The following is a 25,968-nucleotide window of genomic DNA, read 5'->3' on the forward strand; positions in this document are numbered from 1 at the left end:
TCACGACCGCCGGCGCAGGGCGGGGTCGTCCTCGTTCGCCTCGAGCGCGGCGATGAGCGTGCGCGCGTCGTGCGGTCCGCGGTGCCGGTCGCCGTCGAGGAAGAACGTCGGCGTGCCGCGCGCACCGCTGGCGGCCGCGCTCGCCGCGTCGTCGCGGACGCGCGCGTGCAGGGCCTCGTCGTTCATGTCGTCGTCGAAGCGCCCGAGGTCGAGGCCGATCTCGGCGGCGTGCTCGCGCAGGTCGTCGGGCTCCAGGCGGGACTGGTGCGTGAACAGCCGGTCGTGCATCTCCCAGAACTTCCCCTGCCGGTGCGCGGCCTCGGCCGCGACGGCGGCCAGGTAGGCGTGCGGGTGCACGTCCTCCAGCGGCAGGTGCCGCACGACGTACCGCACGCGGTCGCCGAAGTGCTCGCGCAGCTCGGCCCCCATCCCGGTCGCGCGGGCGCAGAACGGGCACTCGAAGTCGAGGTACTCGACGACGGTGTGCGCGGCGTCGGGGTCGCCCTTCGCGTGGTCGCGCTCGGGGTCGACGGCGGGGGTGAGGGTGACGGGCAGGTCCGCGCTCGCCTCGCCGTACCGCACGCGGGCGACGGTGAAGATCGCCCACCCCAGCAGGGTGGACAGCACCATCGCGATGAGGATGCCGACCGTCGCGGCCTGCCCGGCGGGCGTGCCGTCGAACGCCAGGTCCACGACCAGCAGCGACACGGTGAACCCGATGCCGGACAGGGCCGCACCGCCGAGCACGCTGCCCGGGCCCACGCCGTCGGGCAGCCGGCCGAGACCCGCGCGGACGGCGCCCCAGGTGCCGAGCCCGATGCCCACGAGCTTGCCCACGACCAGCCCCGCCACGACGCCCCAGGTGATCACCGACCCGAGCGCCGCGCCGAGCGCGCCGCCGCGCAGGTCGATGCCGGCGTTGGCCAGCGCGAACAGCGGCACGACGACGAGGGACACGGGCCCGCGCAGCACGTCGTGCAGGCGGTGGTTGACCGAGATGGACCGGGCCAGGCCGACGCGGGCGTTGCGCGCCACGCTGGCGCTGGGCGACTGCCAGTAGTCGCGGAACAGGCTCTTGGCCTGGAGCACGTCGTCGCGGCGTGTGGCGACCGCCGGCACCAGCAGCCCGGCGAGCATCCCCGCGATCGACGGGTGGATGCCCGCCTGGACGGTCGCGCCCCACAGCACCACGACGACGAGGACGTACGGCGAGCTGCGCCACTCCCGCATGCGGCCCAGCAGCCACAGGACGCCGAGCGCGGCGAGGGCCACGAGGAGCGGGGCGAGCCGCACGTCCTCGGAGTAGACGACGCCGATGATGCCGACGGCGAGGAAGTCGTCCACCACGGACAGCGTGAGCAGGAAGACGCGCAGCTGGCTCGACATCGCCGGCCCGACCAGGGCGAGCACGCCCAGCAGGAACGCCGTGTCCGTGCCGACGACGACGCCCCAGCCGTGGGGGTCGGCGTGCCCGGCGACGGCGAGGAAGACCAGGGCGGGGACGATGACGCCGAGCGTGCCCGCCACGAGGGGCACCAGGCGCTGGCTGCGCTGCCGCAGCGACCCGATCGCCAGCTCCTGGCGGACCTCGAGGCCGACGACGAAGAAGAACAGCACCATGAGGCCGTCGTTGACCCAGTGGTGCAGGTCCATGTCGAAGCGCAGGTCGCCGACGTCGACGTGGATCGGCAGCTCCCACAGGTGCTCGTACCAGCCCGACAGGGGCGAGTTCGCCCACACCAGGGCCAGCAGCGTCACGCCCACGAGCAGCAGCGCCGCACCGGACTCGGTGCGCAGCCGTTCGGCGAGCGCGCGTGCGGCCATGCGTGTGTCTCCCGTCCGTCGTGGATGCGGGTCCGCGAGGAGCCTATGACGCTCGCGGCCGTCGGTCGCGTGGACCGGCGCCGTGGCCCGCGCGGGGAGGAACAGCGCTCAGCCGGTCCGTGTTCCCAGCCACGGCGCCAGGACGTCCTCGCGCCCCAGCCAGCGCAGCCCGCCGTCCGCCACCTCGTCGCCGGTGGCCAGCGCCTCGCCGAAGGCGTCGAGGATGCGGTCGTGCACCCCGCGCGCGTCGCGCGGCTCGCCCGCCCCCACCACGAGGATGCGGGTGACGGGCGGGTGCCCGGCCGCGACCTCGTCCCACGTGCCGAGGTCCGCGACGCACAGGGCGCCGCCCGCGCCGTCCCACAGGCACGCGGAGTCGGGCCGGTTCGGCACGTGGAAGACGCCGCGGCTGCGGACCGGCCCGGTGCCGAGGTCCTCGACGTGGGCCAGCAGCCGCTCCGGGTGGAACGGCCGGTCGCTGCGCAGGAGGAGGCTCCAGCTCCGGTCGCGGGGGTCCTTGGCGCGCCGGCGGGCCCCGCGCGCACCGAGGGGGTGGGCGCGGCGCTCGGCCGCGGCGGGCGCGTGCGAGCGGGCGGCGAGCGCGACCGGGTCGAGGTCGTGCAGGCCGTCGACGCGGTGGCTGTCGACCGCGCGCAGCCGGTCGACGAGGCCGCCGCCCGTGGCCGAGCCGCCGGTCGTGACGACCACGTCCACCTGTTCGAGCTGGGCCGCGAGGGCCTCGCCGACGGGCCGCTGGTCGTCGTCGGTGAGCGCGAGCCCGCGCTCGTCGACCAGCTCGTCGCCGAGGAGGTCGGCCTCCAGGTCGTCGAGGTCGACGACGCCGACCGTCGCGGCGAGCCGCAGGTCCTCGAGCGCGCCTCCCGGCTCGGCCTGGGCGGCCAGGGCCCGGGCGACCGGGAGCGGCTCGGCGGTGACGGGCAGGGCGAGCACGAGGTGGGCCCAGCGGCCGTCGTCGGCGAGGCGGGCGAGCGCCGGCACGGCGTCCTCGCGCACGCTGCACGAGACGCACGCGTGCTCCAGCGCCACGGTCTCGTCCTCCAGGACGCCGGTCGCGTCGACGACGACGCGGCGCAGCGCCCCGTCGTCCGGGAGCAGGTCGTGCCGCACGACGACGACGTCGGGCGCGCCGAGCGTGAGGCTCGCGGCGGCGGCGTCACGCAGCACGGGGTCGACGGCGACGAGCACGCTCAGCGCGGGCGGGACGGGGGCGTGCGGGCGGTCGGGAATCACGGGCACCTCCGGCGGGTTGGGGATGACGGTACTTGAGAACAGTTCTCAAGTCTGTCACTCTAGCGCCCTGATGAGAACCGTTCTCATGAAGGAGGCATCGATGTCCGCCCGCTGCCAGGTGCTCGGCACCGTGCCGGGGTTCGGCCACGCGATCTCGCACTCGCACGTGCGGACCAAGCGCCGGTGGGACCCCAACGTCCAGACGAAGCGCTACTGGGTGCCCTCGCTCGGCCGCACCGTCACGCTGCGGGTGAGCGCCCGGGGCATCAAGACCATCGACCGCGACGGCATCGACGTCGTGGTCGCCAGGATCCAGGCACGAGGAGAGAAGGTCTGATGGCAACCCGCACCGACCTGCGCCCGGTCGTCAAGCTCCGCTCGACGGCGGGCACGGGCTTCACGTACGTCACCCGCAAGAACCGTCGCAACGACCCCGACCGTGTCGTGCTGCGCAAGTACGACCCGGTCGTGCGCCGGCACGTCGACTTCCGCGAGGAGCGCTGATGGCCAAGACGTCGAAGATCGCCGCCGACGCGCGGCGCCGCGACGTCGTCGAGCGGTACGCCGCCCGGCGGGCCGACCTGAAGCGCGTCGTCGCGTCGCCGTCGTCCACGGCGGAGGAGCGGGCCACGGCCGTCATGGAGCTGCAGCGTCAGCCCCGCGACGCGAGCCGCACCCGCCTGCGCCACCGCGACGTCGTCGACGGCCGCCCCCGCGGCTACCTGCGCCGCTTCGGCCTGTCCCGCATCCGCCTGCGCGAGCTGGCGCTGCGGGGCGAGCTGCCCGGCGTCACCAAGTCCAGCTGGTAGAGGAGACACCACCATGAAGCAGAGCATCCACCCCACCTACGGCCCCGTCGTCTTCCGCGACACCAGCGCCGGTACCGCGTTCCTCACGCGCTCCACGCTGGCGGGGGACGCCGCCTCCGGGCCCGGCCGCCCCACCCGCACGATCGAGTGGGAGGACGGGAACACCTACCCGGTGGTCGACGTCGAGATCTCGAGCGCCAGCCACCCGTTCTGGACGGGGGCCGCGCGCGTCGTCGACACCGCGGGCCGCGTCGAGAAGTTCCGCCGCCGCTACGGGCAGGGCGCCCGATGAAGGTCCGCGCCTCGCTGCGGTCGCTGAAGCGGCTGCCGGGCGCCAAGGTCGTCCGCCGCCGCGGCAGGACGTTCGTCATCAACAAGCAGAACCCCCGGTTCAAGGCCCGCCAGGGCTGAACCGGGGGTTCCCCCCCGAGACCACCGAGACCGACGAGAGGAGCGGCCGTGGCCGTCCCCAAGCGCAAGACCTCCCGCTCGCGCACCCGCAGCAGGCGGGCCCGCTGGAAGGCCGCACCGACGGCCCTCGTGCCCGTCACCACGTCCGACGGCGTGGTGCAGGTCCCGCCGCGGCTCGCGCGCGCCGTGCGCCGGGGAGTGCCGCTGGCCTGACAGGATCGTCCGGACGACCGCGAGAGAGAAGGTGGACGATGGCGATCACCCTGTGCGTGCTGCTGTGGGCAGCCGACGGCGAGGCCCAGGCGCTGGCGGACTACGAGACCCAGGTGCTGGCGCTCGTGCCGCGGCACGGCGGGCGGGTGCTGCACCGCGTGACCAACGTGGCGCACACGGACGACGCCGCGCACGGCGCCGTCCAGCCGACCGAGGTGCAGCTCATCGAGATGCCCGACGAGGAGGCGCTCGCGGACTTCATGGCGGACCCCGACCGCGAGGCGCGGCTCGACGTGCGCGACCGCGCGATCGCGCGGACCGAGATCCTGCGCGTGCGTCCGGTGGGATGAGCGCACCCGGGGCGGGGCTGGCCCGGCAGTCCGCGATCTACCGGGCGGGGGTGCTGGGCCGGCGCCCCCGCGTCCCGACGAGCTCCGCGGCCCTGGAGCGGGCCGCCCGCCGGGCCTCCGGCGCGCGGGCCTGGGCGTACGTGGCGGGCGGCGCGGGCGAGGGCCGCACGATGCGGCGCAACCGGGAGGCGTTCGACCGTTGGGCGGTCGTGCCGCGCATGGCCGCCGGGGCCGTGGAGCGGGACGCGTCGGTCGAGCTGTTCGGCACCCGGCACGCGAGCCCCCTGCTGCTCGCTCCGGTGGGGGCGGCGGCGCTGCTGGGCGCCGACGCCGACCTCGCCGTCGCGCGCGCGGCCGCCGCGACCGGCGTCCCGTACGTGCTGTCCAACCAGGCCTGCCACCCCATGGAGGCGTGCGCGGCCGAGATGGGCGACGCGGCGCGCTGGTTCCAGCTCTACTGGAGCACCGACGAGGACCTCGTCGACTCGTTGATCGCGCGGGCCGAGGCGGCGGGCGCCGGCGCGCTCGTCGTCACGCTCGACACGACCGTGCTCGGGTGGCGCCCCCAGGACCTCGACCTCGGCTCGCTGCCGTTCGCCCGCGGCCTCGGCATCGCGCAGTACACGAGCGACCCGCGCTTCTCCGAGCTGGTGCGCGAGCGGGTCGCGCGGGCCGCGGCGTCCGGGGCGCGCGACGCCGTGCAGGTCACCGCGGGCGCGGTGCGCTCGCTGCTCGCCATGACGCGCGCCTACCCCGGGCGGTTCCGCGACAACCTGCGCTCGCCCGAGCCGCGCGCCGCCGTCGAGACGTTCCTCGACGTGTACTCCAACCCCGGCCTGTCGTGGGAGCACCTGGCCACGCTGCGCGACCGCACCCGGCTGCCGGTCGTGCTCAAGGGGATCCTGCACCCGGACGACGCGCGCCGGGCGTTCGACCTCGGCGTCGACGGGATCGTCGTGTCCAACCACGGCGGCCGCCAGGTGGACAACGCCGTCGCGTCGCTCGACGCGCTCGTCGCCGTGCGCGACGCCGTCGGGCCCGGCCCCACCGTGCTGCTCGACAGCGGGGTGCGGACCGGGGCCGACGTGCTGGTCGCCCTCGCCCTGGGGGCCGACGCCGTCCTGCTCGGGCGGCCGTACCTCTACGGGTACGCGGTGGCCGGGCAGGCCGGGGTCGAGGAGGTGATCCGCAACGTGCTCGCCGAGCTGGACCTCACGATGGCGCTCACCGGCGCGCGCGACGTCGCGGCCCTCACGCGGGACCTCGTGGTCCCGGCGAGCCCATGAGTCAGTCGGTCGTCACCTCGGCGACGACGCGCCCGGTGACCTCGTGGGCGCGGAGCTTGTCGAGGTACGCGGGGATCTCCTCGAAGGCGATCGTCGTGACCTGGGGCACGACGGCGCCCGACGCGAGCAGCTCGTAGACCTCGGCGACGTCGGCCTTGGTGCCGCCGTTCGAGCCGAGCACCCGCGCCTGCTTGAGGATGACGTCCATGGTGTCGAGCGTGAACTGGAGCCGGGCCATGCCGACCAGGACCACGGTGCCGTCCCGGCGGATCGCCTTGACCGCGTTCGTCGTCGTGGTGCCGAAGCCCGCGTAGTCGACGACGAGGTCGAAGTCCTGGCCCGCCCACTCGGCGGCATCCTTGACCACGCCCGCCGCGCCGATCGCCCGGGCCTGCTCCCACAGGGCCTCGTTGGGCTCCGCGACGTGCAGCTCCGCGCCGCGGACGACGGCCACCTGGGCGCCGATCTGACCGAGCCCGCCCAGCCCGATGACGCCGACCTTCTGGCCGGCCTCCAGGGCGCCGATCGTCGTGATCGCGTGGTAGGCGGTCATGCCGGCGTCGGTGCCGAGGGCGGCGAGCCCGAAGGAGAGGTCGTCGGGCATGCGGACCAGGTCGCCCGCGGCGACGCGGTGCTTCGGGGCGAAGCCGCCGTCGCGGCCGTAGCCGGGGGAGACGCCCGAGTCGCCGGTCGGGCAGACGCCGACACGGTCCCCGACGGCCCAGTCCGTGACGCCCTCGCCGACCGCGGAGACCACGCCCGCGATCTCGTGGCCCATCGTGATCGGGCGGTTCGGGATGATCGCGAGCCAGGTCTCGTCGTCGAGCACGCCGACGTCGGAGTGGCACAGCCCGGCGACGCGGACGTCGAGGACCACCTCACCGGGACCGGGGGTGGGCTCGGCGATCTCCCGCAGCTCGAGCGGCTCGTGCGTGGTGGTGAACTGCCAGGCCTTCATGGTCTCCCTCGCTCCCGGTACGGATGCTTGTGAATGTCTTCACAATACAGCATCCAGGCCCCGGAGGAGGCCGCACGCGGCGGGGACGGGCTCGACGATCGTGACGGCGACGGTCTCGCGCAGGCGTCGCGCGGTCTCGCTGAGCGGCCCGCCGGCCACGATCACCGCCTCCGCCCCGCGACGCTCGGCCGCCCGGACCGCGTCGAGGAGCTGGCGGTACTGCTCCTCGGGGTCGGCGGCGAGCTCGAGCGGACCGTCGCGGGTGAGCTCCACGCCGGTGAACCCCGCGGAGCAGCCGTGCGCGGCGACGAGGTCGCCGAGCGCGCCGGCCAGCCGGTCCGTCGTCGTCACCATGCCGAAGCGGCGCCCGCCCGCGGCGGCGGCGAGCACCGACGCCTGCCCGATGCCCACCACGGGGACGTCGAGCTCGGCCGCGAGCGCGGCGCGGCCCGGGTCGCCGATCGCGGCGACGACGACGGCGTCGGGCCGGTCGCGCGCGACCACCTCGCGTACCGCGTCGAGCACGGCGGCCTCGGCCGCGACGAGCGCGTCGGGCTCGACGATCATGGCGGGGCCGTGCGCCGCCGTGACCTCGACGACGTCGGCCCCGACCGCCGCGAGCTCCGCCCGGGCGAGGTCGGCCATCATCGTCGTGGTGCGCCGGTTGGTGTTCGGGTTGACGAGCGCCACGAGCGGGCGGCGGTCACGGGGTCTTGTGGTCGACGTCGACGTCGGCATCGGCGGTCTCCTCCTCTTCCATGGGCTTGCCGAAGGTCTCCGGCGGGAACTGGACCACGACGGCGAGCACCACGAACAGCGCGGCGAGCACGCCGAACATCCCGACGATGCCGTACCGGTCGAAGACGGCGCCGCTGACCAGCGGGAACAGCCCGCCCGACAGCGAGCCGGCCGCGAGGATGATCGACGTGCCGAAGCCGCGCACGCGCGTCGGGTAGAGCTCGGGGGCGAACAGCCAGATCGTCGTGTTGAGCACGATGATCGCGAAGTTGAACGCGACGCCGAACAGCAGCACGAAGACGATGTCCTCCCCGAGCAGCGCGATGGCGAGCCCGGAGCCGCAGCCGATGACGGCGGCCGCCGTGAGCACCTTCTTGCGCGCGAGGCGCCTGGCGAGGAACGCCGCGGTGGCGGCGCCGAGCAGCGACCCGCTCTGCATGAGGAGCGTGAACCACAGGCTCTGGTTGAGCGCGTAGCCGGTGGCGACCAGGACGGTCGGCATGAGGGTGAGCATCGAGATCTGCGCCGCGTACGACATGGCGACGGCGACGACCAGCAGCACCGTGCGCCGGCGGTACGGGGCGCGGAACACCATCCGCCAGGCGCCGCGCGACGTCGGGGCGAGGGCGGCGGCCTGCACGGCGGGCTCGACGAGGAACTCCTCGGTCTCGACGCGCCCCGCGAGCCGGCCGCGGGCCATGCGGGTGAGCACCTCGTTGGCCTCCCGCAGCCGACCGGTGGCGGCGAGGTAGCGGGGCGTCTCGGGCACGTAGCGGCGGAACCACAGCACCAGCAGGGCCGGCAGGAAGAGCAGGCCGAACACCCAGCGCCACTTGTCGGGGCCGTCGAAGACGGTGAAGACGAGCACGCCGAACGCGGGGGCGAGCATGTTGCCGAGGCCGCCGGCGGTGACGTTGATGAGCCCGACGGCGGTGCCGCGGTGCCGGGCGGAGAAGAACTCGGCCATCATGATGACGGCCACGGCGATCTCGCCGCCGAGCCCGAAGCCGACGATGAACCGGCCGATCGCGAGCACGGCGTAGCTCGGCGCCAGCGCGCAGAGCAGCGAGCCGAGCGCGAAGACGATCAGGTTGATCGTCAGCATGTTGCGGCGGCCGAACCGGTCGACGATGAGGCCGGTCGCGATGCGTCCCAGCGCCGTCGCCGTGAACGTCATCGTGTTGAGGAAGCCGATCTCGGCGCCGCCGAGCCCCCAGCTCTCCTGCAGCACGGGGCCGGTGATGCCCACCGCGTTCTGCTCGAGCGCGTCGAAGAAGACGCCGAGCAGGATCATCACCACGATCTGCCGGTGCGCGGCGGTCACGCCGATCCGCTGGTAGGTGTTCTCGATCTGGTCCGGGATCGAGGCGGTCGGGGCCTCGCCCCGGGGTGCTGTCGTCGCCATGGTGCGTGTTCTCCTCGTCGAGAAACGTGGGCCGAGCGGTGACTTTCATGAAATGGAAGACTTCTTCCGCTGGACGCGGTATACCAAAGTTAGAGAGGTTGTCAGCGGGTGTCAACGGCGCCGCCGGGCCGGGGGTTTCAGGCCAGCAGGTCGGCCACGGCCTCCACGGTGCGCGGCACCCACCACGCCCAGTCGTGGCCGCCGGTCACGACCTGGGACGACACGTCCGCCCCGCGCAGCACCAGCGCGCGGGCCAGCTCCTCGGACGCGGCGGGCCCCTCGTACCGGCCCGCCTGCAGGCGCAGCCGCACCCGCGGCGCGACGCGCGCCAGGGGCTCCACGAGCGCCCCGGCCGGGTAGCGCCACAGCGACGGCGACTGCGCGACGGCGGCCCCGAGGGCCTCGGGGAAGCGGGCCACGGCGAACAGCGCGGACAGCCCGCCGAAGCTGGAGCCGGCGACGACGGTCCGGCGCGGGTCGGCGTCCACCCGGCGCCCGCCCAGGCGCTCGCGCCGCACCCGCGGCACCAGCACCTCGCCCACCCAGCGGGCGACGCCGCCGGGCACGCCCAGCACCCCTGCCCGGTCTGGGCCGGACGCGACCATGACGACGGCGACGGGCGGCAGCACCCCGGCGGCGACGGCGTCCGCGAGCACGCGCGCGGTGCCGAGCCGCTCCGCGTGCGCCTCGCCGTCGAGCAGCACGAGCAGCGGCAGCGGGTCGGCGACGGGCCGCTCGGGCGCCCACCACCAGGCGCGCGGCTCGTCGTCGCTGGTGGGCAGTCGCCGCGGGACGGCGGAGGTGTCGCCGAACCCGGCCAGCCAGGGCCGCTCGCCGGCGCCCGGCAGCCACAGGGCCGAGCTCGCCAGGCCGCGGCCCGCGCCGTGACCGTGCGGGTTCAGCGGGTCGGCGCGGCCCGGGGCGCCCGGGTCGCGCAGGCCGTGGGTCCACCAGCCGGGCTCCTGGCGTCCGTCGTGGCCGCCGTCGTGCACCAGGAAGCGGTAGCTCGCCTCCCAGTCGTCCGGGACGTCGAACGTGCCCTGCCACCAGCCGCCCGGCCGCGGCGAGAGGTCGCAGGCCTCGGGGCGCTGCGGCTGCCACCAGCCGCTCGCGGCCAGCGCCACGGCCTGCGCCCCGGGGGCGTGCAGCCGGAACGTCACGTGCGCGCGCCCGCCCGGGCGCAGCACGACGTCCGGGCTGCGGCGGTCCGGCGGGGCGGGCAGCGGCGGCTCCGGCGCGCGGAGCACCTCGACCGTCGTCCGCGCGCCGGGCCGGGGGAGCGGCGTCCAGCCGTCCCAGCCCGTCACACCGGCACCACCAGCGGCAGCCCGGACACCGGGTGGTCGAGCACGCACACCTTCTGCCCGTACACCTCGGCGACGCGCTCCTCGGTGATCACGGCGCGCGGGTCGCCGTCCGCCACCAGGCGGCCGCCGTGGAACACGGCGACGCGGTCGGCGTACCGGGCGGCGAGGGTGAGGTCGTGCAGGACGACGACGACGCACGCGCCCGCGTCGGCGAGCCGACGCGACGTGCGCATCACCGCCTCCTGGTGGCGCAGGTCGAGGGCCGCGGTCGGCTCGTCGAGCAGCACCAGCGGCGTCTCCTGCGCCAGCACGCGCGCGAAGACGGTGCGCGCCAGCTCGCCGCCCGACAGCGTCGTGGCGTCGCGGCCGGCCAGCGGCTCCAGGTCGGCATCGGCCAGGGCGGCGTCGACCACGGGCTCGTCACGGTCGGACGCGCGGTGCGGGATGCGGCCCATCGCGACGATCTCGCGGACGCTGAACGAGAACCGCACGTCGTGCTGCTGCACCATGACCGACCGCTCCCGGGCGAGGTCCGCGGCCCGCCAGTCCTGCGGCGCGCGGCCCGCGACGAGCAGCCGGCCCGACGTCGGCGCCCGGTCGCCGGACACGAGGCCGAGCATCGTGGACTTGCCCGCACCGTTGGGCCCGACGAGCGCCACGACGCTGCCGCCGTGCAGCTCCAGGGACACGTCGTCGAGCAGGGTGTGCTCCCCGACGCGGAACCCCACGCCCTGTGCCTGGACGACGGGCGCCTGGACGACGGGCGCCTGCACGACCGGTGCGCTCATGCCCCGGCCCCCGGCCGCTCGCGCTGCACGAGCCACAGGAAGAAGGGCGCGCCGAGGGCGGACGTGAACAGCCCGATCGGCACCTCCGACGGCGGTGCGACGGTCCGCGCGGCGGTGTCGGCGAGCACGATCAGCAGGCCGCCCACCAGCGCGGACATCGGGATCAGCGCGCGGTGCGCGGGCCCGAACGCCATCCGCACGATGTGCGGCACGACCAGCCCGACGAACCCGATGATCCCCGCGAACGCCACGGTGACGGCGGTGAGCAGCGCGGTCACGACGACCAGCACCGCCCGCGCCCGCGTCACGTCGAGCCCCAGGTGCCGGGCCTGTCGCTCGCCGAGGGTCAGCATGTCGAGGCGGCGGTGCATGGAGACCAGCACCGCGACGCCGGCGGCCACCACCACGGCCCCGATCGCGAGCTCCGTCCAGTCCACGGAGGCGAGCGAGCCCATCTGCCAGAAGACGATGTCGCGGAGCTGGTCGTCGTCGGCCATGAAGGTGCAGAACCCGGTGATCGACGCGCACGCGGCGCCGACCGCGATGCCCACCAGCAGCAGCCGGGACGTGCCGGTGCCGCGGCCGGGCCGGGCGAGCGCGTAGATGAGGCCGGTGGCGAGCAGACCGCCGGCGAACGCCGCCGCGGGCACCGCCCACGCGGAGCCGCCCGCCGCGGGCAGCGCGACGATCGCGAGCACCGCCCCGGCGGACGCGCCGCCGCTCACGCCGATGACGCCCGGGTCGGCGAGCGGGTTGTTGAACAGGCTCTGCAGCGCCGCGCCCGACGCCGCCAGCGCCGCGCCGGCCAGCGCGCCGAAGAGCACGCGCGGCATGCGCAGGTCCATGACGACGGTCGTGGCGAGGCGCTCGCCGCCGACGCCCGCGCCGAACAGCTCGTGGGCGACGACGGCGACGACGTCACGGGGCGCGAGCCCGATCGGGCCGACGCCGATCGACAGCACGACGGCGGCGAGCAGCAGCACGCCTCCGACGGCCACGCCGGCGGCGAGAGGTGCGCGGCGGACGGACCCGGTGCGGAGGCTCACTCCGCCGTCTCGGCGAGCGCCCGCGCGAGGGCGAGGGCGCCGGCGCCGGAGGCGGGCCCGCTCACCTTGATCTGGTCGTCCGGCATGACGATCACGCGGTCCGCCTGGCCGGCGGGGGTGTCGAGCAGGGTCGGGAAGGCGGCGGCGAAGCCCTCGAGCCCGCCCCACTCCTCGAGGTCGGCGGTGCCCAGCAGGATGACGTCGGGGTCGGTGCCGAGCAGGCCCTCGTCGCTGTAGTCGCGCGAGAAGCCGCGCAGCTTCGCCTCGACGCCCACGCTGGTCACGCCGAGCGCCTCGGCGACGTCGGCCCCGGCGGTGCCTGTGCCGACGACGGCGTTCGCGCCGCCCGCGCCGGACGACGTCACCTGGAGCACGCGCAGGTCGCCGAGCCCGGACGCGGTCTCGGACGCCTCGGAGAGCTGCGCGTCGACGTCCGCGGCGAGCTCCTCGCCCGCCTCGTCGACGCCGAGGTAGGACGCGACGGCGCGGATCTTGTCGCCGGTGCTCTGCTGGTCGTCCAGGACGACGGCATCGATCCCGGCCTTGCGGAACTGGGCCGCGACGTCGCCGTGGCGGGCGGTGTTGTTGCCGATGAACAGCGTGCCGCCCACCGAGAGCAGGCCCTCGGTGCCGGTCTCCTGGCTGAACTCGTACTGCTCGGGCGCGGCGAGGGAGATCTCGGACGCGCTGTTGGTCGGGGCCGCGTACACGAGGTCGGCGAGCCCCAGGCCGCCCAGGATCTCCGCGACGTCGTCGCCGCCCACGATGATCTTGCTCGCGTCGGTCACGGTGACCTCCGTGCCGGTGCCGTCGACCACGTCGACGGGCAGCGCGGGCTCGGCCTCGACCGACGGCACGTCCGACCCGGCGGCGAAGGTCCAGCCGTCGGGCAGGTTCTCCGGTGCCGCGACGTCGGTGGCGGCACCGGATGCGGAGGTGTCGGGCGCGTTCCCGGGGGTGTCGGCGTCGGCGGGCGAGCAGGCGGCGAGACCGAGAGCCAGCGCGGCGACGGCGAGGGAGGGAGCGAGACGGGACCGGGTGCGCACGGGGGCTCCTGGTGGACGGGCCGGGCGAGCACCCAGCAGCGACTAAGGCAAGGCAACCCTAAACAGTTGCCCGATGGTCGCGTAAGCCTCCGGCGAGTGGGGTCGTTCACACCCCGGTGTCAGATCGGCGGAACCGGGTCACGCCGTCGCGGGCATGTCCCGCCCCGAGATGAGGAGCTCCTCCGGGAAGCAGTAGCCCCAGTGCTCGCCGGGCTCGAGGGACCGCATCACGGGGTGGGCGCTGGCGTGGAAGTGCGCCGTCGCGTGCTTCGACGGCGACGAGTCGCAGCAGCCCACGTGCCCGCACTCCAGGCAGGCCCGCAGGTGCACCCACGTGCCGCCGGCGGCCACGCACTCGGGGCACTCGCCGGTGGTCTCGGGCGGGACGGGGGCGATCTGGTCGAGGTGCTCGCACGTGGTCGTCATGGCACGAGCGTCGCGCCGGCGAGCGGCGGCGGCAAGGGCAACGCCCTACGCTGACCGCATGCCGGAGCGTCCCGTGATCCTGCTCGTCGCCGACGCCCACGCGCCGCAGGTGGAGGAGGAGTTCCGGGCCCGCTACGACCGCGACTACCGCGTCGAGCTCGTGCGCACCGCCGACGCCGCCATGGACCGGCTGCGCGACCTCGTGTCCGCGCGGGAACCGGTCGCGATGATCGCGGCGGAGCGTCGGCTCCCCGACGCCGCCGGCATCGAGCTGCTGCACCAGGTGCCGGCCGTCGTGTCCACGGCGCGGCGGGTGGCGCTGATCCCGGGCGACGAGTTCTCCGGCGCGCTCGACGAGATGCGGGCCGCGCTGCTGCGCCGCGACATGGACACGTTCGTCGGCATCCCGCGCGGCGCGCGCGACGAGGAGTTCCACACGGCGCTGGTGGAGCTGCTGTCGGAGTGGGGGTGGTCGGTGGACCGGCCCACCGTGACGTCCACCGAGATCGTCGCGGCGCCGGGCGACCGTGACGCGGCCGCCGTCCGCGACCTGCTCGAGCGGCTCGGCGTCCCGAACCGCGTGCTCGGGCCGGACGACGCCGCGGCGCGCGAGATCCTCGCGGAGGCGGGACCGGGCGCCGTCCTGCCCGTGGTGCGCACGTTCGCCGGCCGGGTGCTGTCGGGGGCGACGGCGTCCGCCGTCGCGGAGGCGATGTACGGCGGTTACGACTCCATCCCGCCGGGCGAGATCGCGGACGTGGCCGTGGTCGGCGCGGGGCCCGCGGGGCTGGCGGCCGCGGTGTACGCGGCGTCCGAGGGCCTGTCGACCGTGGTGCTGGAGCGCGACGCGATCGGCGGGCAGGCCGGGTCGAGCTCGATGATCCGCAACTACCTCGGCTTCCCGCGCGGCATCTCCGGGATGCGTCTGGCGTTGCGCTCGCGCATCCAGGCGGGGCGGTTCGGCGCCCGTTTCTACACGGGCCGCGCCGTGGCGCGGATCGAGCCCGGCCCCGCGGACGAGCCGGAGCACCACCACGTGCACGTGGACGGCGCGCAGCTGTGCGCCCGCACGGTCGTCATCGCCACCGGCGTCTCCTACCGCCGCCTCGGCGTGCCCGGGGTCGACGACCTCGTCGGTGCGGGCGTGCACTACGGCGCCGCGAGCTCGATGGCGCGCGAGATGACGGACCGGGACGTCGTCGTGGTGGGCGGCGGCAACTCCGCGGGCCAGGCCGCCGTGCACCTGGCGAAGTTCGCCGGGTCGGTGACGGTCCTGGTGCGGCGCGGAAGCATCGCCGAGACGATGTCGGACTACCTGGTCCGCGAGATCGCCGTGACGCCGAACGTCGCCGTGCTGCCGCGCACGGCGGTGGTCGACGGCGGCGGGGACGGCCGCCTGCAGTGGCTGATCACCCAGGACCTGGACACGGGCGAGCGCTCCAAGACGCACGCCGACGGCCTGTTCTGCCTGCTCGGGGCCGAGCCCGACTGCTCGTGGCTGCCGGGTGGTGTCGCGCTCGACGAGCACGGCTTCGTCCTCACCGGCCGCGACGTGCCGCAGGAGCGCTGGGTGGACGGCCGACCGCCCGCGAGCCTGGAGACGACGCTGCGCGGCGTGTTCGCCGTGGGCGACGTGCGGGCCGGCTCGATGAAGCGCGTCGCCTCGGCCAGCGGCGAGGGGGCGTCCGTGCTGCCGCTGGTGCACACCCACCTCGCCTGGTTGCGGGCGCAGGAGTTCGGGGGAGGGAGCCCGGCGTGACCGACGGTCCTCGCGAGGGCGGCCCGCAGGAGCCGCGCACGTTCCGGCGCAGTCGCGCGCGCGACGTCGGCGACGCGGTGATCAGCGTGTTCGTCCGGCTCGGGGTGGTGCCGGGCACGTCCCTGCTGACCACCCGGGGCCGGCGTTCCGGGCTGCCCCGCACCAACCCCGCGACCCTCGTCACGCTCGACGGGCGACGCTGGCTGGTGGCCCCGTACGGCGTCGTGTCGTGGGTGCACAACGTCCGCGCCGACCCGCGGGTGCTGGTGCGGCGCGGCCTCTCCCGGCACGTGTTCGTGGTCCGGGCGGCGTCGGCCCAGGAGGCCGGCCCGGTGCTGCGGCAGTATCTGCGCCGGTCCCGGCCCACGCGGCCGTACTTCACGGCGACCGTCGACTCCGCGGTGGAGGAGCTCGTCGCCGAGGCGGACCGGCACCCGGTGTTCGAGCTGGTGCCGTACGACACAGGTCGCTGACCCGCCGCGCGGCACGGGACGAACCGCGGTCGAATGGGCGGCATGGGATCTGCGCAGGACGTCGCCACGGAAGCGACCCCCTGGTCACGACCGCCCGCCGAGGTGCTCTCCGCGCTGCGCACGGACGACGGCGGGCTGAGCGCCGCCGACGCGAGGGAACGGCTCGCGGAGGTCGGCCCCAACCGGCTACCGCCGCCGGAGAAGGACCCGCTGTGGAAGCGGATCCTGGTGCACTTCGACGACGTGCTCATCTACATCCTGCTGGTCTCCGCCGTGCTCAAGGCGATCCTCGGCGACTGGGTCGACTTCACCGTGATCCTGCTGGTCGCGGTGGTGAACGCGGCGATCGGCTTTATCCAGGAGGGGCGGGCCGAGAGCGCGCTGAACGGCATCCGCCAGATGCTCTCCGTGCACGCCGAAGCCCGCCGCGACGGCGCCTGGGCGAAGATCGACGCCGACGACGTCGTGCCGGGCGACGTCGTGCGCGTGCGCTCGGGCGACCGGGTGCCCGCCGACGTGCGCCTGCTGCAGGCGACCAACCTGCGCGTCGAGGAGTCGGCGCTCACGGGGGAGTCGGTCGCGGCGAGCAAGCGCGTCGACGCCGTGGACGCCGACGCCGGGGTGGGCGACCGCACCAGCATGCTGTTCTCCGGCACGCTCGTGGCCGCGGGCCAGGGCGTCGGCGTGGTCACGGCCACCGGCGAGCGCACCGAGATCGGCCGCATCCAGACGATGATCTCCGAGGTCACCAGCCTGGAGACCCCGCTGACCAAGCAGCTCGACCGGTTCGGCAAGCTGCTCGCGGTGCTCATCCTCGGCATGGCCGTCGTGATGGTCGTCATCGGGCGCGTGGTGCACGACTTCTCGGTGCCGGAGCTGGTGTCCGCGTCCATCGGGTTCGCCGTCGCCGCCGTCCCGGAGGGCCTGCCCGCCCTGGTGACGATCACCCTGGCGCTCGGCGTGCAGCAGATGGCCCGCCGCCGCGCCATCACCCGCAAGCTGCCCGCCGTCGAGACCCTCGGCTCCGTCACGACGATCTGCTCCGACAAGACCGGCACGCTGACCAAGAACGAGATGACCGCGCGGCTGGTGCGCACCGCGGGCCGGTCGTTCGACGTCGCGGGCGCCGGGTACGCGCCCGTCGGCGAGCTCACGCTCGAGGGCGAGGGGTCGCGGCACGCCGACCTCGCCGACGACCGCGACCTCACCGCCGTCGTCGCCGCGATGATGCTCTGCAACGACGCCCGCGTGGTGCCGGGGGAGCCCGGCGAGCAGGGCGAGGACTGGCGGCTGGTGGGCGAGCCGACGGAGGGCGCGCTGCGCAGCCTCGGCATGAAGGCCGGCTTCGACACCGCGGGCTGGTCGCGGCAGGACCTGGTGCCGTTCGAGTCGGAGAACAAGTACATGGCCACCCTCGACCGGGACGCGGACGGCGGGCAGGTCGTGCACCTCAAGGGCGCGCCCGACCGGGTGCTGGACTGCTGCATCACGCAGACCGCGCCGGACGGCACGGCGCAGCCGGTCGACCGCGCGTTCTGGGAGGCGCAGATCGACGAGATCGGAGGCCGGGGCCTGCGGGTGCTGGCCGCGGCCCGCCGCCGCGTCGACCCGTCCGCCGAGCCGTCCACCCCGCTCGCCGACACCCTCGTCGACCTGGAGCTGTGCGGCCTGGTCGGCATCGTCGACCCGCCGCGCCCGGAGGCGATCGACGCCATCGCGCAGTGCCGCGACGCGGGCATCGCCGTCACGATGATCACGGGCGACCACGCGGGGACCGCGGTGGCGATCGGCCGCGAGATGGGCATCGTGCACGACGAGGTCGGCCCCGACGGCGCGGGACCCGCCGTCCTCACGGGTGCCGAGCTGGAGGCGATGAGCACCGCGCAGCTGCGCTCCGTCGTCCAGGACGTGCACGTGTATGCCCGCACCAGCCCGGAGCACAAGATCCGCATCGTGTCGGCGCTGCAGGCGCACGGCGAGGTGGTCGCGATGACGGGCGACGGCGTCAACGACGCCCCCGCGCTCACGCAGGCGGACGTCGGCGTCGCGATGGGCATCAAGGGCACGGAGGCCACGAAGGACGCGGCGGAGGTGGTGCTCGCCGACGACAACTTCGCGACCATCGAGCGGGCCGTGGAGGAGGGGCGGCGGATCTACGACAACATCCGCAAGTCGGTGCTCTTCCTGCTGCCCACCAACGGCGCGCAGTCGCTGGTCATCCTCGTGGCCGTCCTGTTCGGCCTGGTGCTCCCGCTCGCGCCGGTGCAGGTGCTGTGGATCAACATGATCACCGCGGTCACGCTGTCCCTCGGCCTCGCGTACGAGAAGGCGGAGCCCGACGTCATGTCCCGGCCCCCGCGCGACCCGAAGGCGTCGATCCTCGACGCAGTGTTCGTGCGCCGCATCCTCATCGTGTCCCTGCTCATCGGCGGCGCCACGCTGTTCGTCTTCTACGCCGAGCGGGCGCAGGGCGCTCCGCTCGCCGAGGCGCAGACCACGGCCGTGACCATGCTCGCGCTGGGCCAGCTGGCGTACCTGTTCAACTGCCGGTTCCTGGACCGGTCGAGCCTCACGGTCGACGTGCTGCGGGGCAACCGCGTCATCTGGATCTCCGCGGTCGCGCTGATCGGCCTGCAGTGCGTGTTCGTGTACACGCCGTTCATGCACGACTGGTTCGACGCCGCCCCCATCGGCCTCGAGGAGTGGGGCAAGACCCTCGGCCTGGCCGTCGTCGTCTTCCTGCTCGTCGAGGTGGTCAAGGCGGTGGGTCGGGCGCGCGAGCGGCGGGCCCGCGCCTGATCAGCCGCGGCGCACGCGCACCTCGTGCTCCCCGTGCCCGACGACGGCGGACGGGGCGCCCGGGACGTCCAGCTCGGCGGTGGTGCCGACGGGCACCACGCAGCGCACCACGAGCTCCTCGCCGTCGGCGCCGTCCTCGATCCGCCACGCGACCTCGGCGGCGCCGTACGGCGTGACGTGCCGGGCCGAGGCGTAGGTCAGCCCGCCGCCGGGCCGCGGGGCCACCCGGAAGGTGCGGTACCCCGGCTCGAGCGGGGCGAGGCCGGCGACCACGCGGTGCAGCCAGTCGGCCACGGACCCGAGGGCGTAGTGGTTGAACGACGTCATCTCGCCCGGGTTCACCGTGCCGTCCGTGAGCATGCTGTCCCAGCGCTCCCAGATGGTCGTGGCGCCGAGGTCCACCATGGCGAGCCACGACGGCGACGCGTGGCTGAGCAGCAGCGCGTACGCGGCGTCGAGCTGCCCGGTGCCGCTCAGGGCGTCGGCGACCAGCGGCGTGCCGGCGAACCCGGTGCCGACGGTGTTCCCGCCGTTGCGCACCAGGGCCGCGAGCCGTTCGCCCGCGCGGCGGCGGGCGTCGTCGCCGTCCAGCAGGTCGAAGACGATCGACAGCGCGTGCGCGGTCTGGGTGTCGTGCATCGCGTCGCCGCTGTCGACGTAGCGCTTGCGGTACGCGGCGGCGACCTCCTCGGCGAGCGTCTCGTAGCGGGCGGCGTCGGCGCCGCGCCCGAGCGTGCGGGCCGTGTCCGCGACGACCCGCGCCGAGCGGGCGAGGTAGGCCGTGGCCACGAGGTACGGGTCGGTCTGCGCGCGCAGCGGGTCCTCGGGCGGGGCGGTCGGGTCGAGCCAGTCGCCGAGCTGCATCCCGGTGTCCCACAGCCGGTCGGCCCCGGCGAGGCCGGCCACCTTGTCCACCCAGGCGACGGCGCTCGCGTACTGCCGCGCGAGCAGGTCGCGGTCGGCGGAGTCGCGGTGCAGCGCCTCGGGCACGAGGGTGGCGGCGTCGCCCCACCCGGCGATGTCCTGCGACGGCTGCCAGAACGTGCCGCCGGGGATCCACGGCACGTACACGGGCACGGTGCCGTCGAACCGGCGCTGCTCGGCCGACAGCGACCGCAGCCAGTCGGCGAGCATCCCGTGCACGTCGTAGAGGAACGCGGCGGTGGGTGCGAACGCCTGGATGTCGCCGGTCCAGCCGAGGCGCTCGTCGCGCTGCGGGCAGTCGGTGGGGATGTCGACGAAGTTGGAGCGCAGGCTCCAGACGACGTTCTCGTGCAGGCGGTCGAGCGCCGGGTCGCTGCTGGCGAACCAGCCCGTGCGGGCCATGTCGCTGTGCAGCACGCGGGAGACGATCGCCGGGGCGCCCTCGCCGGGCCAGCCCGTGACGTGCGCGTACCGGTAGCCGTGCACGGTGAACCGCGGCTCCCAGGTGAGGGCCTCACCGTCGAGCACGACCTCGTCGGTGGCGGCGGCCTCCCGCAGCGTGCGCGTGTAGAGGGTGCCGTCCTGCAGCACCTCGGCGTGCCGCACGCGCACCACGGTCCCGGCGGGGGCGGCCGGCACGACGAGGCGGGGGCGGCCGGAGTGGTTCTGCCCGTAGTCGACGAGCCAGCCGTCCTCGCCGTCCGGTCCGGGCGCGCGGGTCACGCTCACGGGCGCGAGCTCGCCCGTGCAGCGCACCGGCGGGCCGTCGGGGGCCGCGAGCACGGCGCGATCCAGGGGGTGCACGACGACGGGCGCCCAGGCGCCGTCGTCGAAGCCCGGCTCCGACCAGCCCGCGGGCAGCAGGCGCGCGTCGAAGGTCTCGCCGTCGTACAGGGAGGCGCGGGTGAGCGGGCCCGGGGCGCTGCGCCACGACGCGTCGCTGCCCACCACGACCGTGCCCGTGTCGGTGACCACCTCGAGCTGGGCGAGCACGCCCACGTGGTCGCCGTACAGGTCGCGGTGGCCGCCCTCGAAGCCGTACCGGCCGCGGAACCAGCCGTCGGCCAGCCACGCGCCGAGGGCGTTCTCGCCCGGGCGCACGAGGTCGGTGACGTCGTAGACGGACACGCGCAGGCGGTCGTCGTAGGGGGTCCAGCCGGGCACCAGCTCGTCGGCGCCCACGCGCCGCCCGTTGAGCTCCGCCTCGACCAGGCCGTGCGCGGTGAGGTGCAGGCGCGCGGACCGCACGGCGTCACCGGGGACGTCGAACCCGCGGCGCAGCAGCGGGGCGCGCCGGCTCTCGACCGGGCCCTCGTCGTACCCGGGCCCGACGAGCTCGGCGGTCCAGCCGGCCGCCGTCAGCCCGCGCTCCACGACGACGGGCTCGCTCCACGGTCCCCAGCCCGCCTCGCCCGCTTCCTCGTCGGCGCCGCCGTCCCGGGTGCGCACGCGCACCTCGGCGCGGGCACGGGGGGCGAGCGGCGCGCCCGGCCAGGGCACGAGGACCTGCGCGGCGCCGTCGACGACGGCGGTCGCCTCGTCGAGGACCGTGCCGTCCGGCGCCGTCGTGCGCCACGCGACCTCGTACGCGCCCTGCCGGTAGGCCGCGTGCGCGGCGTCGAGGTGCCAGGACAGGCGGGGCCGGTCCTCGCCGACGCCGAGGGCGGGCTGCGGGTGGTGCTCGACGCGCAGGACGGGCGCGGGGACGGTCATCGGGCTCCCTCGATCGGGGTGGGGGTGGTGGTCGCCGGGGCGGCGGGCTCGTCGTCGGCGACGCGCGGGTACCGGGTGATCCAGAAGTACCCGATCACGCCGCCCACGGCGATGCACGCCGCCACGAACACGAACAGCACGTTCGGGCTGGCCGCGAGCAGGGTGGGTGTCCACAGCGCGACGACGGCGGCGACCACGCGGGTGAACGCGATCATCACGCCCTGCGCGGTGCTGCGGTAGGTGGTGGGGATGAGCTCCTGCGCCCACACCTTGAACATCGGCTCGCCCGCGACGGCGCCCGCGATGGAGCCGACCACGCCCATGGTCACGAGCGTCCAGACCTCGACGCCGAAGACCACGGGGACCAGGTAGCCGAGGGTGTAGAACACGGCCATCACGGCGAACCAGCGCATGCGGTGCGCGCCGTCGACGATCCGCATCAGCCCGTAGGTTGCCGCGAACGCGATGGCGAAGGTGACGAACCCGACCGTGGACGCGAACCGCACCGTGGAGCCGGCCATCTCCGTGTACATGAGGGTGGAGAACTGGCCGCCGGTGTTCGCGCCGACGTTGACCAGGGCGTAGAAGAGCGCGACGGCGACCATCGGCATGAGGTACGGGCCGCGCAGCAGCCGCTTGAGGGTGCCGAGGTCGACGGCCTCTGCGCCCGGGTCGCTGGCCGCGGCGCCGGCGTGCGCGGCCTGCCAGCGCGACGACTCCGGCATCCCGGCCCGCAGCACCAGCACGACGAGGGCCAGCACCAGGAGCTGCCCGTACATGATCCGGCCGCCCGTCATGCCCATGCCGCCGACGACGATGCCGAACAGCTGCGCGGCGATGATGCCGACGAGCCACAGGATGTGGGAGAACGAGATCAGCTTGCCGCGGTGCTCGGGCGGCGCCTCCTCGGCGATCATCGCGAGCGACGCGGGCAGGTCCGCGCCGACCGCGAGGCCGAGCAGCACGACGCCGGCGTACAGCGCCCCGGTGCCCGGCGCGGCCACGAGGACCGCCGCGCCGGCGACGTACACCGCCATCGTGGCGAGGAAGACGCGCTTGCGGCCGAACAGGTCGGCCAGGCGGCCGCCGACCAGGGCGCCGGCCGCGATCATGAACGTCAGCAGGGCCGAGTACTGGCCGAACTGCGCGTCGCTGATGCCCAGCGGCTCCTTGTACAGCACCAGCGCCGTGCCGGTGGTGATGATCGCGCCGGCGTCGAGGTACGACGCCATGCCCGCCACCGTGGTGCGGTACCAGGTCCTGCCCGGGATCTTTCCCGGTGCCGTCGAGGTCGTCATCGTTCTCCCACTTCCACTTTGAAGCGCTTCAAATTGAGTCGTTTCACGAGGATGCCCGGACCCCGCCCGCGTGTCAACATCCGACCACGGGGCCTACCGTGCACGCATGAGCCGAGCGACCGACCGTCGCGAGCGCCGCAGGCGCCGTCGCGACCAGCTCACGCCGGACCAGCGGGCCGACCGCCTCAAGGAACGCGTGTACGTCACCTTCGCGGCGCTGGCGGTGGTGCTGGCGCTCCGGGGGCACGTCGAGGGCCTCACGCCCGGACGGGCGGCGACCACCCTGGTCATCACCGTCGGCGGCACGCTCCTCGCCGTCTTCCTCGCCGACCTCGTGTCGCACGTCGTGGTGCACAACCACCTCCCGACGCGCGCCGAGAGCCGCCACATGGTGGGCGTGGTCTCCAGCGCCGGCGGCGTCGTCGTGCTGCCGCTCGTGTTCCTGTGGCTGGCCGGGCGCGGGACGTGGACGACGGCGGGCGCGCTCACCGCCTCGACCGTCGCGCTGGTCGCGAGCCTCGGCCTCGTCGGGTACGTGGCCGTGCGGCGCGCGGCGATCCCCACCTGGCAGAAGTGGCTCCTGCTGCTGGCCGAGGTGGTGCTCGGGATGGCGGTCGTGGCCCTCGAGGTGCTCGCGCACGGCTGACCCCACCGGGGGAGGATGGCGGACGACGGCACGGGGACCGTGCCGACGAGGGCGAGCGAGGGAGCGGCGCATGGCGAGCAGCGAGGTGACGGTCGTCGTCGGGGTCGGCGGGATGGGGGAGGAGATCGCGCGCCGCACGCCGCCGGGCCGGACGCTGCTGCTCGCCGACTTCTCCGACGAGGCGGTGACCCGCGTGGCCGACGCGCTCGGCGGCACCCACGACGTGCGGGCGCGCGTCGTCGACGTGTCCGAGCGCGAGTCGGTGGCGGAGCTCGCCGCGGAGGCCGCGTCGCTCGGGCCCGTGACGTCCGTCGTGCACACCGCGGGGCTCTCGCCGACGCAGGCGGCGGTGGGCCCCATCCTGGCCGTCGACCTGCTGGGCGTCGCGCACAGCCTCGACGAGTTCGGCGCCGTGGTCGCGCACGGCGGCGCCGGCGTGGTCATCGCGTCCATGGCGGGGTCGATGGCGGTCGGCCGCCTCCCCGCCGAGCTGGAGGCGGCGCTCGCGAGCACCCCCACCGACGCGCTGCTCGACCTCCCGTTCCTCCGCGGGGACGCGGTCGCCGACCCGGGCGCGGCCTACGGCATCGCGAAGCGCGCCAACCAGCTGCGCGTGCAGACGGCCAGCCTCGCCTGGGGGCGGCGCGGCGCCCGCGTGAACTCCGTGAGCCCCGGCGTGATCGTCACCCCGATGGGGGAGCAGGAGCTCCAGGGCGAGTCCGGGGCGGGGATGCGCGCGATGGTCGAGGCGTCCGGCACCGGCCGCCTCGGGCGCCCCGACGACATCGCCGCGGCCGTCGCCTTCCTGCTCGGGCCCGACTCGTCCTTCGTCACCGGCACGGACCTCCTCGTCGACGGCGGCGTCGTCGCGGCCGTCCGCTCGGGGGCGCTCACGCTGCCGGGCGCCTGACCACCCTGGCGCCATGACCTGGCTGCTGCTCGTCGCGCTCGCGGTGCCGGCGGTGACGGCCGTCGTGCTCCTCGTGCGGTCGTCGCACGGACCCGACCTCGGGCCGGACCGCCTGGTCCGGGCGGCGCCGCTCGCCCTCGTCCCGGTCGTGGTGGTGGACCTGCTCGGCCCCGTCCGCGGCGCGGCCCTCCAGCTGGACGTCGTCGGGAGGCCGCTGCTCCTGTTCGTCGGGGTGCTGTACGCCGCGGCGCTCGCCCTCACGGCGCGGTCCGCGGACGCGCGGACGGCGTCGCGCAGCGGGCTGCTGCTCGTCGCGTTCGTCGGCACCGCGACGGTGCTCGTCGCCGCCGACGCGGTGACGTTCCTCGCCGGGTGCGTGGTGACGACGGTCGCCGCGCACCGGCTGATCCTGCACCCCCGCACGGCGACGGCGCGGCGCGCGGGCCGGCTCTACCTCGTCCTGGCGGTGGCCAGCGACGCCGTCCTCGCGGCCGCCGTCGTGCTCGTGGTCGCGGCCGGCGGGCTGCACCTGGCCGACGCCCCTGCGGCCGTCGCCGCCGCCCCCACGGGCGGGGTGGTCGTGGGTCTCCTCCTGCTCGGGTTCGGCATCAAGGCCGCCACCTTCCCGCTGCACGGGTGGCTGCCGATCGACGAGGCGGCCGCGTCCGTGCCGGTCGGGGCCGTGCTGAGCGGCACCGTAGTGAAGGTCGGCCTGGTGGGCTGGCTCCGCTTCCTGCCGCTGGGGCACGAGGCGATGCCCGGCTGGGGCACCCTGCTGGTGGTCGCGGCGCTCGTCGGAGCGTTCGGCGTGCTCGTGCCGGGCGTCCTCACCGACGACCCCGAGGTCTCCCTCGCCTACAGCACCGTGGGCCAGATGGGGTTCCTCGCCATGGTCGTCGGGGTGGCCCTCGGGGCCCCCGACCTGGCCGAGGCGTGCGTGCTCACCGCCGTCGTCTACGCAGTGCACCACGGCATGGCGAAGGGCGGGCTGATCATGGCGGTGGAGGTCTGGGAACGCTACGGCGCCGGCCGCGCCCGAGCCGTGGTGCTGGGCGGCGCGTTCGTGCTCGCCCTCGCGATCACCGGCGCGCCCCTGGGCAGCGGCGCCGTGGCCAAGTACGCCGCCAAGCGGGCCGTGGGGGAGGCGCCGTTCCTCGTCGACGTCACCGCGGTGCTCCCGTTCGTCGCGACCGTGTCGACGCTGCTGCTCCTTCGCGCCCTCGTGCTGCTGCGGGCGTCGGGCCACCCCGGCCCGGCCGCGCCCGACGGCGGGCTGTGGTCGTGGGTCGTGCTCGCCGTCGGCGGCACGGTCGGCACCTGGGTGCTGGCGTGGCTCTGGCTGCCGCCGGAGAAGGTGCCCGGGCTCGACGCCGTGACGGCCTGGGGCGCGGTCTGGCCGGTCCTGCTCGGGCTGGCCGTCGCAGGGCTCGTCCTCGGCGCGGCCAGGGCCGGCGTCCTGCCCTCCTGGACCGGCACCCTGCGCATCCCCGCCGGCGACCTCCTGGACGCCGTCGCACGCAAGGTGGATCGCACGGCCGACGCGCGGACCAGGCGCGACGGTGGAACGATCGGCCGCAGCACCCGGTAG

The 25,968-nt window shown here is 75.2% G+C and carries 26 protein-coding genes; 14 read left to right on the top strand and 12 right to left on the bottom strand.

Translation table 11 applies throughout. The features are described 5' to 3' along the window. Nucleotides 1–1,824: a Na+/H+ antiporter NhaA gene (nhaA, locus tag ACFVS0_RS08370; RefSeq protein WP_430584390.1), complete on the bottom strand. Its 1,824-nt coding sequence runs from the start codon at nt 1,822–1,824 to the stop codon at nt 1–3. A 108-nt stretch (nt 1,825–1,932) separates the two neighbouring features. After that, on the bottom strand, nt 1,933–3,075 hold the full coding sequence (locus ACFVS0_RS08375; protein ID WP_430587690.1) for a GTP-binding protein: 1,143 nt from the start codon (nt 3,073–3,075) through the stop codon (nt 1,933–1,935). 100 nt (nt 3,076–3,175) lie between these two features. On the opposite strand from ACFVS0_RS08375, the gene rpmB reads away from it, so the two are divergent. The 8 genes from rpmB to ACFVS0_RS08415 are packed head-to-tail and all read left to right on the top strand — an operon-like array spanning nt 3,176 to nt 6,144. Next, nucleotides 3,176–3,412, top strand: coding sequence for a 50S ribosomal protein L28 (rpmB, locus tag ACFVS0_RS08380; protein ID WP_430587691.1), 237 nt, complete (start codon nt 3,176–3,178; stop codon nt 3,410–3,412). Then, nucleotides 3,412–3,579, top strand: coding sequence for a 50S ribosomal protein L33 (gene rpmG, locus ACFVS0_RS08385; protein WP_430549294.1), 168 nt, complete (start codon nt 3,412–3,414; stop codon nt 3,577–3,579). Before rpmB ends, rpmG begins: the two co-directional genes overlap by 1 nt. Beyond that, complete coding sequence (rpsN, locus tag ACFVS0_RS08390) at nt 3,579–3,884, top strand: 30S ribosomal protein S14 (RefSeq protein WP_430549293.1); 306 nt, start codon at nt 3,579–3,581, stop codon at nt 3,882–3,884. Before rpmG ends, rpsN begins: the two co-directional genes overlap by 1 nt. A gap of 13 nt (nt 3,885–3,897) precedes the next feature. Next, nucleotides 3,898–4,176, top strand: coding sequence for a type B 50S ribosomal protein L31 (locus tag ACFVS0_RS08395; RefSeq protein ID WP_429730811.1), 279 nt, complete (start codon nt 3,898–3,900; stop codon nt 4,174–4,176). Next, a complete protein-coding gene (gene ykgO, locus ACFVS0_RS08400) occupies nt 4,173–4,295 on the top strand; it encodes a type B 50S ribosomal protein L36 (RefSeq protein WP_079573901.1) in 123 nt (40 codons plus the stop codon). The genes ACFVS0_RS08395 and ykgO overlap by 4 nt, the downstream gene beginning before the upstream one ends. A 48-nt stretch (nt 4,296–4,343) precedes the next feature. Beyond that, nucleotides 4,344–4,508, top strand: coding sequence for a 50S ribosomal protein L32 (gene rpmF, locus ACFVS0_RS08405; RefSeq protein WP_430549292.1), 165 nt, complete (start codon nt 4,344–4,346; stop codon nt 4,506–4,508). A 38-nt stretch (nt 4,509–4,546) separates the two neighbouring features. Then, nucleotides 4,547–4,858, top strand: coding sequence for a DUF1330 domain-containing protein (locus ACFVS0_RS08410; RefSeq protein WP_430549291.1), 312 nt, complete (start codon nt 4,547–4,549; stop codon nt 4,856–4,858). Then, nucleotides 4,855–6,144, top strand: coding sequence for an alpha-hydroxy-acid oxidizing protein (locus ACFVS0_RS08415; protein WP_430562176.1), 1,290 nt, complete (start codon nt 4,855–4,857; stop codon nt 6,142–6,144). The genes ACFVS0_RS08410 and ACFVS0_RS08415 overlap by 4 nt, the downstream gene beginning before the upstream one ends. Nucleotide 6,145: 1 nt before the next feature. Here ACFVS0_RS08415 and ACFVS0_RS08420 read toward each other — a convergent pair whose 3' ends face one another. The 8 genes from ACFVS0_RS08420 to ACFVS0_RS08455 all read right to left on the bottom strand — a co-directional run bounded on the left by ACFVS0_RS08420 (nt 6,146) and on the right by ACFVS0_RS08455 (nt 13,858). Further along, the gene (locus tag ACFVS0_RS08420; RefSeq protein ID WP_430562177.1) at nt 6,146–7,102 is read right to left on the bottom strand and encodes a zinc-binding dehydrogenase; all 957 of its coding nucleotides are present in this window, start codon (nt 7,100–7,102) and stop codon (nt 6,146–6,148) included. A gap of 39 nt (nt 7,103–7,141) precedes the next feature. After that, complete coding sequence (locus ACFVS0_RS08425) at nt 7,142–7,840, bottom strand: aspartate/glutamate racemase family protein (protein ID WP_430562178.1); 699 nt, start codon at nt 7,838–7,840, stop codon at nt 7,142–7,144. Next, entirely contained in the window at nt 7,806–9,245 is a 1,440-nt protein-coding gene (locus ACFVS0_RS08430) for an MFS transporter (protein WP_430587692.1), read from the bottom strand. Before ACFVS0_RS08430 ends, ACFVS0_RS08425 begins: the two co-directional genes overlap by 35 nt. Before the next feature lie 137 nt (nt 9,246–9,382). Next, on the bottom strand, nt 9,383–10,552 hold the full coding sequence (locus ACFVS0_RS08435) for an alpha/beta hydrolase-fold protein (protein WP_430587693.1): 1,170 nt from the start codon (nt 10,550–10,552) through the stop codon (nt 9,383–9,385). After that, entirely contained in the window at nt 10,549–11,340 is a 792-nt protein-coding gene (locus ACFVS0_RS08440) for a heme ABC transporter ATP-binding protein (protein ID WP_430584383.1), read from the bottom strand. Before ACFVS0_RS08440 ends, ACFVS0_RS08435 begins: the two co-directional genes overlap by 4 nt. Continuing rightward, a complete protein-coding gene (locus ACFVS0_RS08445) occupies nt 11,337–12,386 on the bottom strand; it encodes a FecCD family ABC transporter permease (protein ID WP_430587694.1) in 1,050 nt (349 codons plus the stop codon). Before ACFVS0_RS08445 ends, ACFVS0_RS08440 begins: the two co-directional genes overlap by 4 nt. Beyond that, nucleotides 12,383–13,432: an ABC transporter substrate-binding protein gene (locus ACFVS0_RS08450; RefSeq protein WP_430587695.1), complete on the bottom strand. Its 1,050-nt coding sequence runs from the start codon at nt 13,430–13,432 to the stop codon at nt 12,383–12,385. Before ACFVS0_RS08450 ends, ACFVS0_RS08445 begins: the two co-directional genes overlap by 4 nt. 138 nt (nt 13,433–13,570) lie before the next feature. After that, nucleotides 13,571–13,858 (bottom strand): UBP-type zinc finger domain-containing protein, encoded by a 288-nt coding sequence (locus ACFVS0_RS08455; protein ID WP_430562186.1) that lies wholly within the window; start codon nt 13,856–13,858, stop codon nt 13,571–13,573. Between the two features lie 58 nt (nt 13,859–13,916). Here ACFVS0_RS08455 and ACFVS0_RS08460 point away from each other — a divergent pair, with 58 nt between their 5' ends. The 3 genes from ACFVS0_RS08460 to ACFVS0_RS08470 are packed head-to-tail and all read left to right on the top strand — an operon-like array spanning nt 13,917 to nt 18,889. Next, nucleotides 13,917–15,617: an FAD-dependent oxidoreductase gene (locus tag ACFVS0_RS08460; RefSeq protein WP_430587696.1), complete on the top strand. Its 1,701-nt coding sequence runs from the start codon at nt 13,917–13,919 to the stop codon at nt 15,615–15,617. After that, nucleotides 15,614–16,090 carry a nitroreductase family deazaflavin-dependent oxidoreductase gene (locus tag ACFVS0_RS08465; RefSeq protein WP_430587697.1) on the top strand — a complete coding sequence of 159 codons (477 nt, stop codon included), beginning with the start codon at nt 15,614–15,616 and terminating at the stop codon, nt 16,088–16,090. The genes ACFVS0_RS08460 and ACFVS0_RS08465 overlap by 4 nt, the downstream gene beginning before the upstream one ends. 42 nt (nt 16,091–16,132) lie before the next feature. Further along, the gene (locus ACFVS0_RS08470; RefSeq protein ID WP_430587698.1) at nt 16,133–18,889 is read left to right on the top strand and encodes a cation-translocating P-type ATPase; all 2,757 of its coding nucleotides are present in this window, start codon (nt 16,133–16,135) and stop codon (nt 18,887–18,889) included. Here ACFVS0_RS08470 and ACFVS0_RS08475 read toward each other — a convergent pair whose 3' ends face one another. Next, the gene (locus tag ACFVS0_RS08475) at nt 18,890–21,526 is read right to left on the bottom strand and encodes a family 78 glycoside hydrolase catalytic domain (RefSeq protein WP_430587699.1); all 2,637 of its coding nucleotides are present in this window, start codon (nt 21,524–21,526) and stop codon (nt 18,890–18,892) included. Beyond that, nucleotides 21,523–22,824, bottom strand: a complete 1,302-nt coding sequence (locus ACFVS0_RS08480; protein WP_430549272.1) for an MFS transporter — start codon at nt 22,822–22,824, stop codon at nt 21,523–21,525. The genes ACFVS0_RS08475 and ACFVS0_RS08480 overlap by 4 nt, the downstream gene beginning before the upstream one ends. Nucleotides 22,825–22,930: 106 nt before the next feature. Here ACFVS0_RS08480 and ACFVS0_RS08485 point away from each other — a divergent pair, with 106 nt between their 5' ends. The 3 genes from ACFVS0_RS08485 (at nt 22,931) to ACFVS0_RS08495 (ending at nt 25,968) form a co-directional block, all read left to right on the top strand. Further along, nucleotides 22,931–23,470: a hypothetical protein gene (locus ACFVS0_RS08485; RefSeq protein WP_430587700.1), complete on the top strand. Its 540-nt coding sequence runs from the start codon at nt 22,931–22,933 to the stop codon at nt 23,468–23,470. A gap of 70 nt (nt 23,471–23,540) precedes the next feature. Continuing rightward, a complete protein-coding gene (locus ACFVS0_RS08490; RefSeq protein WP_430587701.1) occupies nt 23,541–24,380 on the top strand; it encodes an SDR family oxidoreductase in 840 nt (279 codons plus the stop codon). A 13-nt stretch (nt 24,381–24,393) separates the two neighbouring features. Beyond that, complete coding sequence (locus ACFVS0_RS08495) at nt 24,394–25,968, top strand: proton-conducting transporter membrane subunit (RefSeq protein WP_430587702.1); 1,575 nt, start codon at nt 24,394–24,396, stop codon at nt 25,966–25,968.

It is taken from the genome of Isoptericola sp. NPDC058082, assembly GCF_042885055.1.
Lineage (GTDB): Bacteria > Actinomycetota > Actinomycetes > Actinomycetales > Cellulomonadaceae > Isoptericola.